Source organism: Coleofasciculus sp., assembly GCF_046565525.1.
Taxonomy (GTDB): domain Bacteria; phylum Cyanobacteriota; class Cyanobacteriia; order Cyanobacteriales; family Coleofasciculaceae; genus Coleofasciculus.
In genome coordinates, this window is the sequence record NZ_JBKHUP010000051.1 from 38,298 (window position 1) to 56,003 (window position 17,706).

Annotated in this window: 10 protein-coding genes and 1 pseudogene; 4 read left to right on the forward strand and 7 right to left on the reverse strand. The window is 46.4% G+C overall.

Annotated features, from left to right (window positions below):
* The first annotated feature begins 7 nt into the window (after positions 1–7).
* Positions 8–736, forward strand: coding sequence for a phosphatase PAP2 family protein (locus ACLGGO_RS18830; RefSeq protein ID WP_446420459.1), 729 nt, complete (start codon positions 8–10; stop codon positions 734–736).
* Positions 737–887: 151 nt separating this feature from the next.
* On the opposite strand, the gene ACLGGO_RS18835 is transcribed toward ACLGGO_RS18830, so the two are convergent.
* The 7 genes from ACLGGO_RS18835 to ACLGGO_RS18865 form a co-directional block, all read right to left on the reverse strand.
* Entirely contained in the window at positions 888–2,360 is a 1,473-nt protein-coding gene (locus tag ACLGGO_RS18835; protein WP_446420460.1) for a hypothetical protein, read from the reverse strand.
* On the reverse strand, positions 2,350–2,703 hold the full coding sequence (locus ACLGGO_RS18840; protein ID WP_446420461.1) for a hypothetical protein: 354 nt from the start codon (positions 2,701–2,703) through the stop codon (positions 2,350–2,352). Before ACLGGO_RS18840 ends, ACLGGO_RS18835 begins: the two co-directional genes overlap by 11 nt.
* 32 nt (positions 2,704–2,735) lie before the next feature.
* Positions 2,736–5,948, reverse strand: coding sequence for a CHAT domain-containing protein (locus tag ACLGGO_RS18845; protein WP_446420462.1), 3,213 nt, complete (start codon positions 5,946–5,948; stop codon positions 2,736–2,738).
* Positions 5,949–6,338: 390 nt separating this feature from the next.
* Positions 6,339–7,001: a phage tail protein gene (locus ACLGGO_RS18850; protein WP_446420463.1), complete on the reverse strand. Its 663-nt coding sequence runs from the start codon at positions 6,999–7,001 to the stop codon at positions 6,339–6,341.
* Position 7,002: 1 nt separating this feature from the next.
* Positions 7,003–8,175 carry an AAA family ATPase gene (locus ACLGGO_RS18855; RefSeq protein ID WP_446420464.1) on the reverse strand — a complete coding sequence of 391 codons (1,173 nt, stop codon included), beginning with the start codon at positions 8,173–8,175 and terminating at the stop codon, positions 7,003–7,005.
* A gap of 235 nt (positions 8,176–8,410) precedes the next feature.
* The gene (gene ppc / locus ACLGGO_RS18860) at positions 8,411–11,509 is read right to left on the reverse strand and encodes a phosphoenolpyruvate carboxylase (RefSeq protein ID WP_446420465.1); all 3,099 of its coding nucleotides are present in this window, start codon (positions 11,507–11,509) and stop codon (positions 8,411–8,413) included.
* Positions 11,510–11,721: 212 nt separating this feature from the next.
* A complete protein-coding gene (locus tag ACLGGO_RS18865) occupies positions 11,722–11,964 on the reverse strand; it encodes a hypothetical protein (RefSeq protein ID WP_446334268.1) in 243 nt (80 codons plus the stop codon).
* A 363-nt stretch (positions 11,965–12,327) separates the two neighbouring features.
* On the opposite strand from ACLGGO_RS18865, the gene ACLGGO_RS18870 reads away from it, so the two are divergent.
* The 3 genes and pseudogenes from ACLGGO_RS18870 to ACLGGO_RS18880 all read left to right on the forward strand — a co-directional run.
* On the forward strand, positions 12,328–15,357 hold the full coding sequence (locus tag ACLGGO_RS18870; protein WP_446420466.1) for a DUF1574 domain-containing protein: 3,030 nt from the start codon (positions 12,328–12,330) through the stop codon (positions 15,355–15,357).
* Between the two features lie 180 nt (positions 15,358–15,537).
* Positions 15,538–17,055: an MBOAT family O-acyltransferase gene (locus tag ACLGGO_RS18875; RefSeq protein WP_446420467.1), complete on the forward strand. Its 1,518-nt coding sequence runs from the start codon at positions 15,538–15,540 to the stop codon at positions 17,053–17,055.
* Between the two features lie 145 nt (positions 17,056–17,200).
* A pseudogene (locus tag ACLGGO_RS18880) lies at positions 17,201–17,706 on the forward strand (photosystem II q(b) protein); the annotation flags it as partial.

Consider the following 17,706-nt stretch of genomic DNA (forward strand, 5'->3'; position numbering starts at 1 on the left):
CTGTTTAATGTCTACTTATGACCTCTCACAGCGTATCCAATCCTTCTGGAAATTTCTGATCAAACTACTAACCCGCCACTGGCGTTCTCTGGTTTTATTATTTCTGGCTGTCTATGTCCCCGTGCAAATCTTCGGAGAATTAGCTGAGGAGATTTGGGAAAAGGAAGGGGGTTTTCCCTGGGATGTGCCAATTTTATTAGCGATTCGTAGTACAACCTCACCCCAACTCGATGGGTTTGTGATAACCCTGACGAACTTGGGTGCCTATTGGGGGGTATTGCCCTTATCTGTGGCGATAGTACTCCTATTGGCATTCCGACGCCAGTGGCGATTCCTCACCTATGCGCTGATAACTTTATTAGGCAGTGTTATTATTAATCGTGCTGCTAAGTTAACTTTCCAGCGAGTACGCCCGAGTTTGTGGGAATCCCCTGCGCCAGAGCCTGATTATGCGTTTCCCAGTGGACACGCGATGGGAAGCATGACGTTTGCGATTGTATTAATTATTTTGACCTGGAATACCCGTTGGCGTTGGCTGACGGTTATTGGGGGTCTCATGTTTGCGATCGCGATCGGTTGGACTCGGATGTATTTAGGGGTTCACTACCCCAGTGATATTATTGCAGGTTGGATGGCATCCATTGCTTGGGCGGTTGGCGTCTGTTTGGTGATTAGACCCCACAGGAGTCAGCGACGACTGGAGAAAGAGGAAGAAGCAGCGACAGAAACGTCATAGGTAAGTGTTGTGGGGGGGGAGGAAGCAGGGGGAGCCGGGGGAGCCGGGGGAGTAGGGGAAGCCGGGGGAGCAGGGGAAGCCGGGGGAGCTTCAGCTTAATATACCGTAGGGTGGGCACTGCCCACCAGCCCAAATTTCAGTACCATTCAACTTAATTTGTTTTCTTTTTGGTAATCCACCACGTTGCTAATCCAGCGAGTAGGGCGGCTAAAACACTCCAGAAGAATGTGGAAATAACGGGGTGAGGTTTGTTAGTTGAAAAAGGCGGTAAGAGGGGCTTGTCAATATGATTAAAGCTGGACGCCACCAGTCCGCCTGTCCCTAACCCAATACCCAAAACTTGGATGGTTCGTTCTAGGCGATAATCGCGGTCTTTCTCTTCTTGTTGGCGGGTTTTATCTTGGTCTTCCCTTATGCGATCGCGTTGGGCTTGGTCGATTTCAACAATACCCCGAATTGAGGAGATGGCTTTCTCTAGTAAGTTTGCACCGGGGACAAAATAGCCTAAGTCTCCTTGAATCTGTTCTTGAAAGACTTGACAATTTTCCCGATAAAAGCTAGCCAAAAAACTGATATCTTTATCTTTGTCTAAGGTGAACTTATTCAGAATAAGTTGCAATTTAGTCTTATAATTATCTGCATTAATCGCAATACTGTTCCGGCGAGACTCTAAATCGCGTAACAAGTCAGAATATTCAACCGTTTGCTTCGCCATTTCTTTCAACTGACCCTTGAGATACTTTAAACTATCTTCACTCAGCGTATCGGTAGTTTGGGGGAGTTGGTTGAAGGTTTGACGAATCAGGTGTTGAATGTGTTTGTAGGCTTGATACGCATCGGTATACGTGTCTCGGCTATGGCGAAATTCAGTGATAACTTTATTTCTATAGAAAAATAAATCGAGTAATAACTGGTAGCCTTCTTGGAATTTAGTATCCGTTACCGGGTCAGAAAATAACCAGACTAAAATATGGCGATATGTATCAGGCGTGCTGATTAAACCATACTCAAAAATAGGACTACCAAACAATTGTCCTTTCCGGTAAAGTTCCGGGCGTTTGTGCGGGTCATAGACAAATTCTCGGATGCATTCATTCGCCAAGTCTTCTAGGAATTTATCGCCCTGGCGTTTTTGGTTATCGCTTAGCAAAGCGGTAAGAATTACTGTTTGTCCAAAATAACTTTGGATGGTATCGGGGAGAAAACAGCAATCGGGATTTAACGCCTCTAAAACTGAGGAATCGACGGGCTGTACTTTATGACCATTGTTCAGCGGTGGGTCAGGACAGCCGAGATTTAATCCTAAGCCGTAGCTATCATAGAGTTGCAGTGGATAGGCAAAGCCTTCCAGTTTTAAATTGTTGTTTTTATAGGGAATTTCGGTGTGGATTGGCAAGAAAAAATCATTGGCTTTTGCGCCATCGAGTAAATCAAACCGATCATTATAAGGTCGGGGCGGATGCAGGTTGAGTTGTTCCTTGATATGGAATTTGGCAAAAATATCATGACATTTATCCCACAACAAGTCCGGGTCTTTTATCGACACATTGCCATCAACATCCGGTGTCTTGAACAGGTGGAATGCAAACAGGTAAACTTTCGGGGCATAGAGTTTAGTCGTCATTCGATACCGTTTGATTAGAATTGGGGGCGGGGGGTTGTGGGTTGGCGGCTTTCTGTTTCACGGTTTCCCGGATAACTGAGATATTCTTTTTAATTCCTTCTTCGTCAGCCCGGTTAGCTTTTTGCGGTGTCCAGCGCACAGCCACCATTCGTAAGGTTTCGCCCAAGGGCTGATGGGCGGCGCACCAGTCAACAATTGCATCAGCAACGGGGTTAAATTCATCATCACTGAATTGATCCAGAGTTTGCCCTAATTGGGGTAAGTCTTGCCAAGCTTGGCGGTCAAAATTGTTGGCTTCTTCCAGTAATTCGCGAAATCCGAGGATAATTTGGGCGTAGTTCATCAGAGTCTTGTCCTAAAATAAAACAGCAGTTTCTATTGTCCAATGGCACAGAATGCAGCCCAATAGGCAGGCTGAGAAAAGGGTTGTTCGTTCAATGATAACGTTAATTCACGTTCCACTTCTCGCTGACGTTCTGGGCTTAAATTGAGCGGTTTTAACCAGTCTCGCAATTTTTCCTTGGTCACATCCCGCAGCCAACATTGGGCAGTTTTCAGGGCTTTGGCGACGGATATTGGTGTTAGCGATAGTTCAGACAGGTTTTGACTCTGCCCCACCAGATTACGGTAAAATTCAATCATCAAAAATGCTGTTGCCACGTCGCAGACTGTCCATTGACTCCCGACAATACTGGGACTTCCCGCCACCAGGAAACCACTGGGTAAGCTGATATATTCATCACTGAGGCTTTTCGGGTCAGTTAAACTGGTTTCGCAGGCGGAGAGGGTGACGAGACGACAGGGACGTAAATCGAGGGCGAAAATCTCTTCTAGCAGCAAGCATTTTTCTAAGTCAATCTGGTGTTTGTCGGGGGATTGGATATAGCGCGTTTCATCGGCTTCGGGTATTTCGGATAGAGTCGCACCAGATAACACCAAGGCAGAACGCAGGGGTGATTCAAAGTTAAAATAACCGTGACCGGAAAAATGGATAAAATTCGCTAAGCGTAACTGGTTTTGAGTTGTGGCTTGAGTCCAGACATCTTTGGTGGCGCGTTGACTGGGTAGGATATGGACGGGGTGGAAATATCTGCTAATCGCTTCTACTTCCACATCGGCGAAGTTTAAGTCTTCCGTCGGGTTTTGCATGGCAAACAGATGCTTTGATGCGGTTCTCTGGGAAAACTGGGGTTCTTGACAGCGTTTTTGGCTAAGTTGTAGGAGTTGGCAACTGGGTGCATAGCGCACACCGTCAGGGAATTGATCTAGGAGAACGGAGGTAGTATTTCCTGTATCCTGTCGGTTGTCAACTGAAGAGGATAAAACAGGCAAAGCATGGAGGGGGAATAGGTGCAGGTAGCGATGGGGAATCAGAATCAGTTGCTGACAGTCTTTGGGGATTGGGGATTGAGTCAGAATGTCGTCAAGATGCAGAATCTGGGAAAGTGTTTCTAGGCGAGAGGAAAGACAATCGCGCCATTGACGATTATGGTATTGATAGTCGTGAAGATAGTCCTGCTGCCATTGGTTTAACTGGGTTAGGTCGTCGGGTTGAAATTGCCAGACGTAGGGCTCTTGGTTGTGGGTGATGACAAAGGCGAAGAATCGTTCCTTGGTAATATACCACTCAATGATTGCCGTTTTCTCATCTAACAGGTGAATAATCTCCTCAAAACGGATGGGTTGAACCGCTTGGGTGAGGGCGTAGGCGGGGTCAGCTTCCAGGATTTCATCGAGAATCTGATCGAATTTTGCTTGTAATTCCTCCAACTCCTGGCGCAATCGCTGGGCATACAGTTGATTGGGGTTACTATTTTCATGTCCCTCAGTGGCGGACGTTTTTAAACCTCTCTCCAAACCTCTCTCCTGCGAGGAGAGAGGCTTTGAATTCTCTTGTGACGAAAAAGCTTCCCCCTGCAGAAAAAGCGAAGCATCCTCTGGTCTCTCCCTGGCTTCCCCCATGGAACCAAAAGCGAAGCATCCTTTAGTCTCCCCCGTGCAAAAAGAGCGAAGCATCCGCTGTCCTCCCCCCTCCTCGTAGGGGGGAACGAGGGGGGTAGGGGGGACGGAAGGGGGATCTATAAGGGAGGTGGGAGGGGAATCTATAAGGGAGGTGGGAGGGGAATCTAAAGCAGGCTGGGGGGTTGGGTTGGCAGTCTCGTCAATGGCTTCTTCCTCCCAGAGTTCATCACTGAATCTAGACTGCATCGGGTTGGCTTTCAATCCCGCCTCTTCCCCCAAATTATCCAGTTGTTTGTGTTTATCCGTAATTTGGGCTTTCAGGCGTTCGATGCGCTGGCGAATCTTTCGGTCAAGTTGATCGCCTTTGGGATGGAGGGTACTCTCAGCATCCGCAAAGAGTTGGACAAGGTTGCGGGCTTTGCTGCGCTCGACGTATTCTAATGCTAATTTGGGTTGATGATTATTTAGGCAAGCTTGCACGATTTGGGTATAGACATCAATCGCCTCGGTTAAAATTTCTTGTCGTCGTTGGTTGGTACTTGCCCAACTACAGCTAATTTCTACCGCTTCAATCGCGGCGGCATAACCCTCAATCGCGGTTTGCCATTTTTCGGCATTAAAGGCAGTATTACCCAAATCTCGTCCAGCTTTCAGGCATTTAACAGGAAAGGCGGCGGGTTGGAAAATTTCTAGCGATGAGCGGAAATAGCTAATCGCGGCGTCAATTTCTCCCAAGTCGCTGTAGGCAGTCCCTAGATTGTATTGAGTAATTGCCCAATCTTCCGGAAACGCCTCACGAGTCCAAACTTTCAATGCAGCTTGTAAATGAGGTATCGCTAGTTCACTCTGTCCGGCGTCGCGGTAAGCATAACCTAGATTATTTTGGATATTTGCCCACTTTTCCGGAAACGCCTCGCGGGTGTGAATTTCTAAGGCGTTTTGGTAAGCTGCGATCGCCTCAGTAAATTGCTTGGTGTCTCCGTAGACATTACCCAGATTCGTTTGGGTCATTGCCCATTTTTCCGGAAACGCCTCACTGGAGAGGACTTCTAAGGCATTTTGGCAAGCTGCGATCGCTTCAGCAAACTGCTTGGTGTCTCCGTAAACATTACCCAGATTCGTTTGGGTCAATGCCCAATCTTCCGGAAACGCCTCGCGGGTGCAAACTTGCAATGCCGCCTCATAGCAGGATATCGCCACCTTGAGATTTTCTGCGCGATCGCCCCGTATCCGAGTCCCATAGCAACTACCCAGACTATTTTGGAGTGTCGCCCACTGCACTGGAAAGGCGTGGCGGGGAAAAAACTTAGTTAAGACTTTGTCACAGACGATCGCAATCTCGATATGACTGGCTCTGTTTCCCCGACGGAACTCGTCAATAAACTTGCTAAACTGAGAAAGTTTCGTTACCAACTTTCCTCGCTGTCTTTCGTTCGCTCTCCTCAGTCTCAACTCAGCATCTTCGCGCACCAGTTGAGCAAAGTTATCGGTCAGCTTATCAGCATTCTCCTCCAGCAGTTGATACACCTGCTCCCGGTTTTCCGCTTCAGATGCATCCCACAGCCTCTCAAAGAACTGACGCCCCGTTTTCCCCTTACTGGTTGATTGTCCAAAGCCTTTTGCCATGCAGTCGCCAATTCCCCAGTTGATGCCATTTTCTTATGATGACGCATTAGCCGCGACTGGGGCAATTGTCCGAGTAATCTTAACCCCCCTTAATCCCCCCTTGCTAAGGGGGGAAATGTTCCCTCCCCTTGGTAAGGGGAGGGTTAGGGTGGGGTAGAGTCAAGGTATTGCTTGGGTTTTCCGCTTAAGTTGACACCAATGACCGACGTGCGCCCGATTTAACCGTCCAATCTATTCCACAACACAATTTTAGCTGCGCCGCGCCAGTACAGGGCGACCCGACTTTATTGAGTACATTAGTGTTGTTTATTAGTGCAAGCGGGTCGCCCCTACAACGACCTTTCACCAAAGAGACTAGGGCGCGGATGCAATATTTTAATTGAACTTATTTTAAACAATTTCATCGTCTATAACAATCTTTTTCGCCTGAACTCCTTCTATAAAAATCTTTAGGCTGGGATTTAGGGCGTAATTTCTCATTAATACGTTATTCTTGCAGTAGTTTCTTGAAAGAGAATCATACTCATTATAGTTTTTATGAATAGTTTGCTGACACTGGCGTCTTAATCGCTGTAAACAATTTTTAGTTTGTGGCGCTTCTTTATTCTTGGTGCAGTAAAGGGGAAGCAGCCAGCATTCCGTTGAATGAACAGAAATAGCAAAGATTATTCTAGCTTGGTATTTACGGTAAAAGACTTCCCCTATTAATCTTTGGCACTTTTCCACGACTTTATCAATTAACTCTTCAGGAGTTAATTCTTCCCCATCTTGATACTTAGGAATATCATAATGCACTTCTTCTGAGGTATCCGTATCGACTTGGATAATCAGATAATCGCTAAATTGAAACGCTTCTTTAAATTTACTGGAGGCACAATACTCAAATACTTTTAACCAATTGCTATAATTTTCAATTCTGTTTTTATCGGTTTCATCCCTGAGAGGTAACAAGGGATTAACGATAATATCAGGATTATTAAAATACCCTATTAAAATATTTTCAATAACCACTTGATCAGTTATGCCTTCTGCTATCAAGCCAAAAGTCGTCATACTAGAAATTTTTCGGAAGTCCGCCGATATAGCCTCTCATGAATGCTTCTGATAATTTTACCGGCTCTTGTCCTTCCAGAGGAGCAGGCTTTTCAACAGGTCTAGCTTTGGTATGTCCAAATTTATTCCGGTAAATAACCAAGAGTTGTTGCTCCGGATCATCTAAGTCTAATCCATCTAAAATTGCTGGATTATGGGTGGTAACGATAACTTGCTTATCATACTTTTTCGCTAACTGAACTAATTCTCGCATTAACTGGCTGCATAATTTGGGGTTCAGCGAAGCGTCAATATTATCTATTGCAAAAAAACGCGGTGTATCGTCACTAATAAAAAGCGCAAAGTAAAACAATAAAAATAGAAATCCTTCATTTACACTTTTTTGGTCAAAGGCAGATAAGTCTGGATCTAAATACCTATCTTTTGTCTTCAGGCTTTTTTCACTATCAAAGAAGTCGGAATTAATTGTGAAATCCTCAAACCAAAACAGCAACTTTAGTTTTTCTTTGAGTTCATTGATATTGCTTGGATCTAAACTTACTTTGAGGAGTTTAAATAATCCTTCCCCCTTAATTCCTAGTGGTTGAATTTGCCCTTCTTTCTCAAACTGTCTTAACGCAAAACTTTCTGGAGAGTAAATCAAAAAAAGATTTAAGCCTATTTGTTTGATTATTTTTTGTATAATTGTTTTTTCTTTTATTCTTAAAGCATCAATGGCGTTGAAATCAATTACTTCATCCCTCAACAGATTTTTCTGAAGGTAATTTATATAACATTCTATTTCATTATTTACAAGTTTTCCTTCTGTCTCTTTATCAACATCTATATCTAGTTTTTCTATCAACCATGAAGAATAGGGTTGATTGTTATTTTGAAGGACATAACCAAATTTGAAATCTGAATCTTTTCCGTAAAAATAAATTTTTATTCCTTGTGTAATCTGCTCTTTATCGAAAGCTGAACGCATATATTCAGGCTCTGTAACCCTGATACCCCTTGAAAACAAAAATTCATTATCTAATTTATCATTTGCAGCGGCTGAGGCTAAAGCAATAGCTTCCAGTATATTACTCTTACCGGAACCATTTTCACCGACTAATACAGTTACACGCCCCAAGCCTAACTTTAGCTTTTGAATGGATTTGTAGTTTTCTATCTGGATTTCTTGGAGCATAAGTCTAGAGTATTGGCTGGGTCATTTGTGTTGGGTTTCCTATCGTCAACCCAACCTACAACCTGTTCCACGTAGGGGCGCACCGACGTGCGCCCGGTTTAACCGTCAAATCTATTCCACAACACAATTTTCGCCGTGCCGCGCCAGTGGAGGGCGACCCGATCCAATTAAGTTTATTGGTGTTGTTCATTAGTGCAAGCGGGTCGCCCCTACAATGACCAATAACCAATGACCATCAACCCGTATTCCGCATACCCGCAGCAATACCGTTAATCGTCAACAAAGCACCCCGCAGTAACTCACCTTTACTATACCGAGATTGAACAAACCCCGATGCCATCTGAGTGCTATGCTGGCGCAACCGTTTCAGCAAAGAGACTTGCAAGAAACCCAGGGGAACAATCGTACCATTCCGCAATTGTACCGATCGCTGTAACTCTGGATCACCATCCAGTAACTGCTTGTGTCCGGTAATTAACGAGATTAACTCACGAGTCAGGTTAAATTCATCGGTAATTTGCTGGAATAACCGATCAAACCGTTCTCGATCATCGGGATGGGACAATTTCTCCACATAATGACCCGCAATTTGCAGATCCACTTTTGCCAACGTCATCTCTACCTTAGAGATAACCATCTTAAAAAAGGGCCACTTGAAGTAAAAATAACGCAACAGCTTCAAATTTTCTTCGGGTTCCTCATCCAAAAACCCTTTCAACGCCGCACCCACACCATACCAACTCGGTAATAAGAAACGACTTTGCGTCCAACTAAACACCCAAGGAATTGCCCGCAGACTGGTAAAATCTTTCTTACCACCGCGACGGGTGGGACGGGAACTGATTTGCAACTGACTAATTTCCTGAATTGGCGTCACTTCATTAAAGAAATCCAAGAAATCCGGCTGCTCATACACAAACCCCCGATAATGTTGGCGCGATCGCACCGCCAATTCTTCCATTATTTCGTTCCACGGTTCCAGGTTATCAAAGCCGCTTCCCAGCAAACTCGCTTGAATCACCGCCGTGGTTACGGTTTCTAGGTGATAAAGTGCCAACTCCGGCAAAGAATACTTAGACGCGAGCACCTCACCCTGTTCCGTAATCTTAATCCGTCCCTGGATACTCCGCCCCGGCTGCGCCAGAATCGCCTCATAGGTCGGTCCACCGCCACGCCCCACGGAACCGCCGCGTCCGTGGAAAATACGTACAGCAATCCCATAGTCTTCCGCAATTTGCTGTAGGGCTTTTTGCGCTTTGTGAATTTCCCAATTACTGCTTAAGAACCCAGAATCCTTGTTACTGTCTGAGTAGCCCAGCATTATCTCCTGCAACGGTTGAGGATAAGAGGGGAAAGTCGGGGAACCCTTTTCAGCTATCGTCTTTTCGTAATCCTTGAGCGCCTCATAACCACCTGCTAAACAGGCTCGATACAGGGGTAACTCAAACAGGGATTTCATCACCTTTGGCGCCCGTTGCAAGTCGTCTACCGTTTCAAATAAGGGGACAACTTGAATAGTACTCTTCCCAGTTGCTGGATCATAGAGTCCAGCTTCTTGAGCCAAAAGCAACACTTCCAACAAGTCACTGGCTTCGTGGCTCATGCTAATAATGTATGTTTGGCAAATTTGTTCACCAAACTCTTGTTGCAGCCGTCGCAACATGCGGAAGGTTTCAATAATCTCGCAGGCTTCGGGAGAAAAGGGGAGTTCACCAGGAATTAAGGGGCGTCGTGTGGGTAACTCGTTGGTTAACCATTCGGTGCGTTCGGCTTCAGATAATTCGTTATAGGGCTTGGGTAGAATTTGCAGATACTCAGTAATCTCGTGCATCGTATCACTATGACGAGAACTTTCCTGACGAATATCTAGGTGTGCCAGATTAAACCCATAAATTTCCACCTGACAGATCAGCGTATCGAGTTCCTGACAACTTAATCCCGTCTCCGCTAAGTTACGTTGAATTAATTGCAACTCTGCCAAAAATTCCTGATCCGATTGGTAAATGCAGGGGTTAGTCGTTTCCAGAGCCATTGGCTGTAGCGGTTGGCTCTGAGAAAGGTGGAGATTACGCGCCAGGGTATTTTCCAGTCGTTGCTGAATATAGGAGAGTTTGAGACGATAGGGTTCTTGGCGGTAGCGAATTGCCAGTTCCTCATAAACCTCCGGTATTTGGGAGCGATCTTGCTCCAGAGAGTCCAATAATTCGGGTAGGACATCACTCCAGTGCAATGACAAGCTCAACAGATTGGTCAGATGTTTAACGGAGTGGATATATTTTTCCAGAACCAGATTTCGCTGATAGCAAGCCGTTTGCCAGGTCACTTCCGGTTTAACGGAGGGGTTCCCATCTCGGTCAGATCCCACCCAAGAGCCAAACTTACAGAAATTTTTCCGGGGTGGATTCAGCCAAGGAAAGGACGATTGTATACTCTGTTTTAAGCGGTGATAGAGTTGGGGAATGGCATCAAACAGGACTTCTTGAAAATAGTGGAGGGTGTAATCCACCTCATCCAAAACCGTGGGCTTAAATTGATGCAGTTCATCGGTACGCCACCACAGCCGAATCTCTTCTCTGAGTTGTTCGGTGTAGTCTTCCACTTCCCAGGATGAGTTGAGACCTAAGGCGCGGGATGCTTCCTCCGCTTGGTCAAGCTGTTGCAGGATTGTCGAAATACGCCGTTGTTTTTGCCGAATCGTGTGTCGGACAATTTCTGTCGGGTGCGCGGTAAAGACTAGGCGAATATCCAGATTGTCAATTAGCCGCTGAATATGCTGGGGGGGTACGTTGAGGTCGCGCAGATAAGGAAATAGCCAATGGAAGGTACTGTTGGTATTTGCGGATTTTCTATCGTCCTGCCAACGTTTTTCTAATAAATCCGCCATCGGTTCACTCCCGGATGCTTTAGCATCGTCACTGTTCTTGGATGCTTCGAGTGAACTGCCATTAGCTTTCATCGAGGTGCGATTGCTCCCCGCTAATGTATTGTAGGTAGCCCGTCGTAAAAGTTGTTGATCGCGCTGTTCGTAATGTTGTTCGACACCGTTAATCAGTTGGAAATAAAGCGCAAAAGCACGAGATGCCCGAATTGCGGCGTTGAGGTCAAGCCGTTCGATCACTTCCGGAATCGATGAAAGCGAAAACCCTGTGGCTTGTCCTTCTGGCGAACTTAATTGGCGCAAAGACGCCAGCAAATCGACCAGTTCCTGACCGCATTCAGAAAGAAGAACCGACTCCCACAACTGTTCCACAACTTTGATGCGATGACGCAACAGGAGCTTGGATGTAGATGGGATGGCAAATTCCTGATCGGATGAGTGGAGGAGGGAACTCATAGGGTCTGTTTGCAGTAAGACAAGGATGATCCATTTTAGGGGGTTAATGCTAACCTGTATAGTTTTATTCTTGACAAATTTCTGGGAAGGGAATCTCGAAGGGAACAGGGAACGGGGAAAACAGGTACAGCAGGGTACAGGTGCTCATGAAGCTAAGGACAAATAATCACCCATGAGGATCACAGCCGTTAACTTGAAATTTTCCCACCTACTTAGTCGTCGTTAGAGGATGAGGGAGGCGTATCCGGAAAGGGAAGAATCGGTAAGCGCTCGCCACGAAAAACTTCTTCGCTGGCTTCTCCTACTTGTTGCAGCCATGAACCAATCCTGTTTAGGGAAATCACCCCCACAAGCATCGGGCCTGTGGCTAAACTTAAGAAGAGTTCTGCTGAATGTTTAACGGACTCCGGTAATGGGTTAACTTTTACCTGTGGATTTTGGTTCACCGATGCCATATATAAAATTCAACCTCCCACGAACAACGGTTAATCGTATACAAAAGACCTACCCCATATTTGATCATAGAGTGAAATTGGGATAGGTGCATCTCAATGCCAGCAAAATTAGGGGAAAGAAAAGCCACAGTGCAAGCGTAAACATCTTAATCGCTGACTTGATTTTACTCCCCTCCCTAACTCAAAACTTGGTTGGGGCGGGCGCGAGTCACATCTGAGTGAAAAGAAAACTATAGTAGTAAAACCCGTCCCTACACACTCAAAACTCAAAACTCCCCCCCCAACTCCCCCGTTTTTCACTCTCATGTGCAATCATGAGAGGAAAAATCAGCCGCCGTTATCAGTCCAGGTAACAAATTTGTAATGTTGGATGTCGAAGAGCGCAACTACAACAATCGTCCGTCCTCTTTGGCTCAATGGGTATACGATACCATCGGTCAACCGGGGGTGTGCCTGAGAGTCCGGTTACGAGGGAATAATTTGCATATTCTCTGTGAAAGCCGTGAAAGTATTCCGGCTCAAAGGGTAGTCAATCAATTGCTCCAAGCTCTCAAACCGGAAACCGCGACTTTTCCTGTCGATCTGGAAAGCCCTATCTACCAAATTATTATCTACGGGCGTAAAGTTTCCCAGGCACATCCAGAATGGGTCAAGGAAATTCGCCTCAACACAGATACCAATAACACAGAATCTGTCCCTGAACCATCCTGGGAAACGACACCCGCTCAATCGGCGTTTATCATCTCCCATGAAAGTCTCGCCCGTTCCGGTTCCCCAGACGCGATCGCACGGTATCTGAGTGCTAATCTGAGTCATTTGGGTGTGAGTGTCAATATCCAGATTCAGGACTTGCCAACTAAGGACAATCGAGAACAGTCTCTGGTCAAGCAAAAACCCAAAATCCCCTCCCAGTCCTCACCACCTTACCATCGGCGGCTGTGGGTTATCTGTACCTCGAACTATAGTCCCGATTCAGCGTTACTGTCTGAGCCAATTGTTCAGCTTTTACGCTCTCTAGAACTGACTGAGTTTAGAGACGCCGCCATAAGCGCTCAAGTGAGGGGAGAAGCCACTCCAGAATGGATGGTGCGGGTGGATTTGACGCCCACTGACGTGATGCTAAAGGATTGGGCGCGTTGGGGAGATGTGCAAGCGATCGCGACGCTATCGAATCAGATGCTAGCGCAAGTCGGGATGACGGTGCGGGCTGTATTGAAAGAGACAACTCTGCATCTGTTTTGCTCTGCCTTGGATCTGGGCAAAACCCCCGTTCCGGATCAAGCCACTGCCATGAATGCGATCGCGCCTCTACTCAAATCATTAAAGCCCCAAGGGATTAAAGCGGCAACTATTTATGGCGTTGAATCCGATTACTTTTCCCTCGAACCCGAACCGGAAAAACCTGTCTGGGTGGATTGGGTAACTTTACCCGCGAGTGAACAACCCCAACTCGCCTCATCCAGCTATTCCTTAGGGCAACAAGGCAATCTTAATGCCCTGACCTTTTTGCTACAACGGTTGCTCAATCCCGATTTGGAGCAGCGACTAGCAACGGGTGGGATTCAGATCAAAGTGCGCCGTCAGCAAGACTTGCTGCACATTATGAGCGAAGCACCCTTATGTCCCTCTAAAGCCCAAGTGAGTCTACCCATCGTTCGGTTTGTGCGTCAGCTTGCCATCTCCACTATCGCTGGAGTACGGATTTACGGACGCTCTGCTGGCGCAACATCTCCCGCCTGGAATTATGGTGTAGATTTTGCGGAACGCCGACGGTTGGCATTAGAAACTACCCCAGAATTTGTTTCATCGGATACAGACATTAGCGAGCTAGTGGTTCCCACCGAGGAATCGGTGTCACGTCCGCATAGAAAAGACACAACGCTCAAAGAGGGTTTACCACGTCAGTCAAATACCGCCGTTGGCACAATTGGACGTTGGTTGTGTTCGAGCCAACTTTTTGTTCCCACCCCAGACAATCAACGTGTAGCAGTTGATACTCAACGCACGAGTTCTGAATCGTCACAAGCGGTTAAAGTGGCATTGGTGTGGGGGATTATGGGATTATTGCTGATGTTTCTGTTTGATCGACCCGTTGGTCGCATCCTGCAACCCCAAGGCAACTTTTCCCAGCGAGATGCTGTATCGGCAGCACAGGAGTCACCGATTCCTGTAGACTTGTCCCAACTTTCGTTACAACAGGATAACAATCAGAATAGCCAAGACTTCAACGCCTCTGGGTTTACCCGCGAAGGAGACAAAAGTATCATCATTGATGATTCCTTGCCCTCCCAGCGAAAAGATGCGACTCAAGCTGCCATGTTAGCCCTCGCCCGTTCCTCTAATCCCCCGTTTAATAACCAACTGCTCGATCAAAAGTTAGCCCTTTACCAAGAGCGCCTGCAACAAGGAAATCGCCCCGATGTGCTAATTATGGGCAGTTCTCGAGCCATGCGCGGCATTGATCCGGTGGCATTAGAAGAGGCATTAGCGGTTGAGGGGTATTCAGACATTGATGTCTTTAATTTTGGCATTAATGGTGCCACGGCTCAAATTGTGGACTTAATGACGCGCCGGATTCTCACCCCGGATCAATTACCGAAATTAATTATCGTGGCAGATGGCGCTCGCGCCTTTAACAGTGGTCGAGTTGATGCTACCTTTGAGGCGATCGCGGATTCAGAAGGCTACCGTCAGCTTAATGCTGGCACATTTCCCGGTACCTCCACTCAGACGTCCGCCCAAGCCAACCAAACCTCCCAACCGTTGGCAGCGTTGAAAAGAAGTTATCAATCCATTGACGATGGGATGAATCAACTTCTGGCAGGATTATCCTCAACTTACCCCCAACGGGATCAACTCAAATCCCTGTTAAGAGATCAGTTTGTCTCCGTGGTTAAAACATTGCCCAATACCTCCAATTCAACTGAAGCCGAGCAAGGCTTAGACAAGGATATGTCCATTGATATGGATGGCTTCCTGCCCTTATCCATTCGCTTTGACCCAGAAACGTACTACCAGAACCATCCCAGAGTGACGGGGGCGTATGATGGCGATTATCAATCCTTCCAACTTCGGGGTAAGCAAGATCAGGCATTTGACGCCCTATTAACATTTGCTCAGGAACATGACATTACTGTAGTTTTTGTGAATCTACCCTTGACCAACGATTACTTAGATCCAGTCCGCCTTAAGTACGAACAGCAATTTAAGCAATACATGCACGCGAATGCTGTTGAACGGGAACTCATTTTTCGGGATTTAAGTGGATTGTTATCCGATAAACCCGATCATTTTTCTGACCCCAGTCATCTCAATCGCTTCGGAGGGTATGAAGTTTCTAATCAGTTGGCTAAAGACCCGATGATTCCCTGGGCATTATTCGCTGGGGATTAGTTATTGGTCATTTGTCATTGGTCATTTGTCATACTCGCTCCCGAAAAGAAGCAAGCTACGTCATTCGTCCTTTGTCAGGGAATCGGTAAGGTAGAACTTTGAGTTAACTCCCCCGGCTCCCCCAGCTCCCCCAGCTTCCCCGGCTCCATATTCCCTGTTCCTTGTTCCCTATTTTAAAAAATGGCATTTATTTCCATCACTTATGGATTCTTTCTGCTGGGTGTCCTGCTGATTTACTGGACTCAGCGTTCTTCATCAGGGCGATTATGGGTACTCCTAATTGCCAGTTTACTCTTTTACAGCAGCTTACAAATTCAATACATTCCGCTGCTCTTATTCGTAGTTTGGCTCAATTTTTACTTGGGGCAGAGAATTGCGGTCAATACATCACCTGGGTCGCATCTCAACAATAACCATCTCTCCAATGAAGAGTGGTTAATGGAACAGGAACTTTGGAACCAGAGACGTTTGAAACTCCTGTGGCTGGGGATTGGATTAAATATTCTCTGTTTAGTCAGCTTCAAGTATGTTCCGTTTATCCTGACGAATATCTCCGCCCCCTTGAATTTACCCGTGGCGCGAGAGGGGGCAAGCTGGATTAGCGATCACTTAATTGCTCCCTTTGGACTTTCGTTTTTTGTTTTTGAATGTATTGCCTATCTAATTGATGTATATCGGGGGGCACCCGCCACGCGCCAAAGCTTACAATTTGCTACCTACAAATTATTTTTCCCGAAACTAATTTCAGGACCCATTACTCGCTACCATCAGTTTTCTAGCGAGTTGAAAGATATCCAATTTCCCAGTTTTGACCGCCTGAGTGAGGGGCTATGGTTGATTGCCAGTGGTGCGGTTAAAAAGGCACTTTTAGCGGATCGGATCGGAATTTTTGTTGATCTGTGTTTTGGCAGCGTAGAACGGGCAGGTAGTGGTGATTTGTGGCTGGCTATTTTTGCCTATGGTTTACAACTGTATCTGGATTTTAGCGGCTATGTGGATATTGCCCGGGGGAGTGCTATCCTCATGGGATTTAACCTGCCAGAAAACTTTAATTTTCCGTACTTTAGTACCAGCATTGCAGATTTCTGGCGACGCTGGCATATTACGTTAGGCGATTGGATTCGCAACTATCTTTATTTTCCCTTAGGCGGGTCACGCAAAGGATTAGGTCGAACCTGTCTGAACTTGTTTGTTGTCATGCTAATTATTGGCATTTGGCATGGTGCGGCTTGGGGATTTGTCGTGTGGGGAGGATTGCACGGTTTAGCTTTGGTGGTGCATCGTTTAACCCAAACCCTATCAGACCGCTTTGCTTGGTTAAAGGGATGGTGGCAAACCGGATTCGGTGTGCTAGTGGCGTGGGCAATTACTCAATGGATGGTGTTCATGTCCTGGATTTTCTTCCGCTTACCTAATCTCAAGCAAGCCGGCTTTGTCATCCAGAACCTCTGGGGTCAACCCGCCGATGTCCAGTTTTCCGAAAATGTTTATTTGACTGCGTTTGGCTTACAACGCTTTGAGTTGACACTGCTGTTGGTCATCGTCGCCCTTTTAATGGCGGGTGTTTATGGGATTCATCGGGGTCTGAAGTTACAACTCAACTGGCCCCTGAAGTTGCTATTGGTGCCTCTATGCCTTTATACGGTGTGGTTGTTGGCGCCTTCAGGCGGTTTACCTTATATCTACTTTGACTTTTGATTGATAAGTTAACCTAATGCAAGTCATACAATAAATTAATAAAACCGTTGGATGATTCAAATGAATATGAATACCATTAAAGATAGGGCAAAAGTTTTGCCTTGCTTCAATCAATCGCTAATGAAGTAATAGCACTAATTGAATTATGACTACCACAGTACAACGTCGCGATAGCGCGTCTTTGTGGGAACGGTTCTGTAATTGGGTCACTTCCACCGAAAACCGCCTGTATATCGGCTGGTTCGGTGTGCTGATGATCCCTACTCTCTTAACCGCTACCACCTGCTTCATCATCGCCTTCATCGCCGCTCCCCCTGTGGACATCGATGGAATCCGCGAGCCTGTTGCTGGAAGCTTACTCTATGGCAACAACATCATCTCTGGTGCTGTTGTACCTTCCTCCAACGCCATCGGCTTGCACTTCTACCCCATCTGGGAAGCTGCTTCCTTAGATGAGTGGCTCTACAACGGTGGTCCTTACCAGTTGGTGGTTTTCCACTTCCTCATTGGCATCTTCGCCTACATGGGTCGTGAGTGGGAACTTTCCTACCGCTTAGGTATGCGTCCTTGGATTTGCGTAGCTTACAGCGCACCTGTAGCTGCTGCTACCGCCGTGTTCCTCATCTACCCCATCGGTCAAGGTTCTTTCTC

Bases quoted from the DNA above. Each gene is read 5' to 3' on its own strand.
- ACLGGO_RS18865 (WP_446334268.1), bottom strand. From the start codon at position 11,964: ATGGCATCGGTGAACCAAAATCCACAGGTAAAAGTTAACCCATTACCG.
- ppc (WP_446420465.1), bottom strand. From the start codon at position 11,509: ATGAGTTCCCTCCTCCACTCATCCGATCAGGAATTTGCCATCCCATCT.
- ACLGGO_RS18835 (WP_446420460.1), bottom strand. From the start codon at position 2,360: ATGACGACTAAACTCTATGCCCCGAAAGTTTACCTGTTTGCATTCCAC.
- ACLGGO_RS18830 (WP_446420459.1), top strand. From the start codon at position 8: ATGTCTACTTATGACCTCTCACAGCGTATCCAATCCTTCTGGAAATTT.
- ACLGGO_RS18855 (WP_446420464.1), bottom strand. From the start codon at position 8,175: ATGCTCCAAGAAATCCAGATAGAAAACTACAAATCCATTCAAAAGCTA.
- ACLGGO_RS18870 (WP_446420466.1), top strand. From the start codon at position 12,328: ATGTTGGATGTCGAAGAGCGCAACTACAACAATCGTCCGTCCTCTTTG.
- ACLGGO_RS18850 (WP_446420463.1), bottom strand. From the start codon at position 7,001: ATGACGACTTTTGGCTTGATAGCAGAAGGCATAACTGATCAAGTGGTT.
- ACLGGO_RS18840 (WP_446420461.1), bottom strand. From the start codon at position 2,703: ATGAACTACGCCCAAATTATCCTCGGATTTCGCGAATTACTGGAAGAA.
- ACLGGO_RS18845 (WP_446420462.1), bottom strand. From the start codon at position 5,948: ATGGCAAAAGGCTTTGGACAATCAACCAGTAAGGGGAAAACGGGGCGT.
- ACLGGO_RS18875 (WP_446420467.1), top strand. From the start codon at position 15,538: ATGGCATTTATTTCCATCACTTATGGATTCTTTCTGCTGGGTGTCCTG.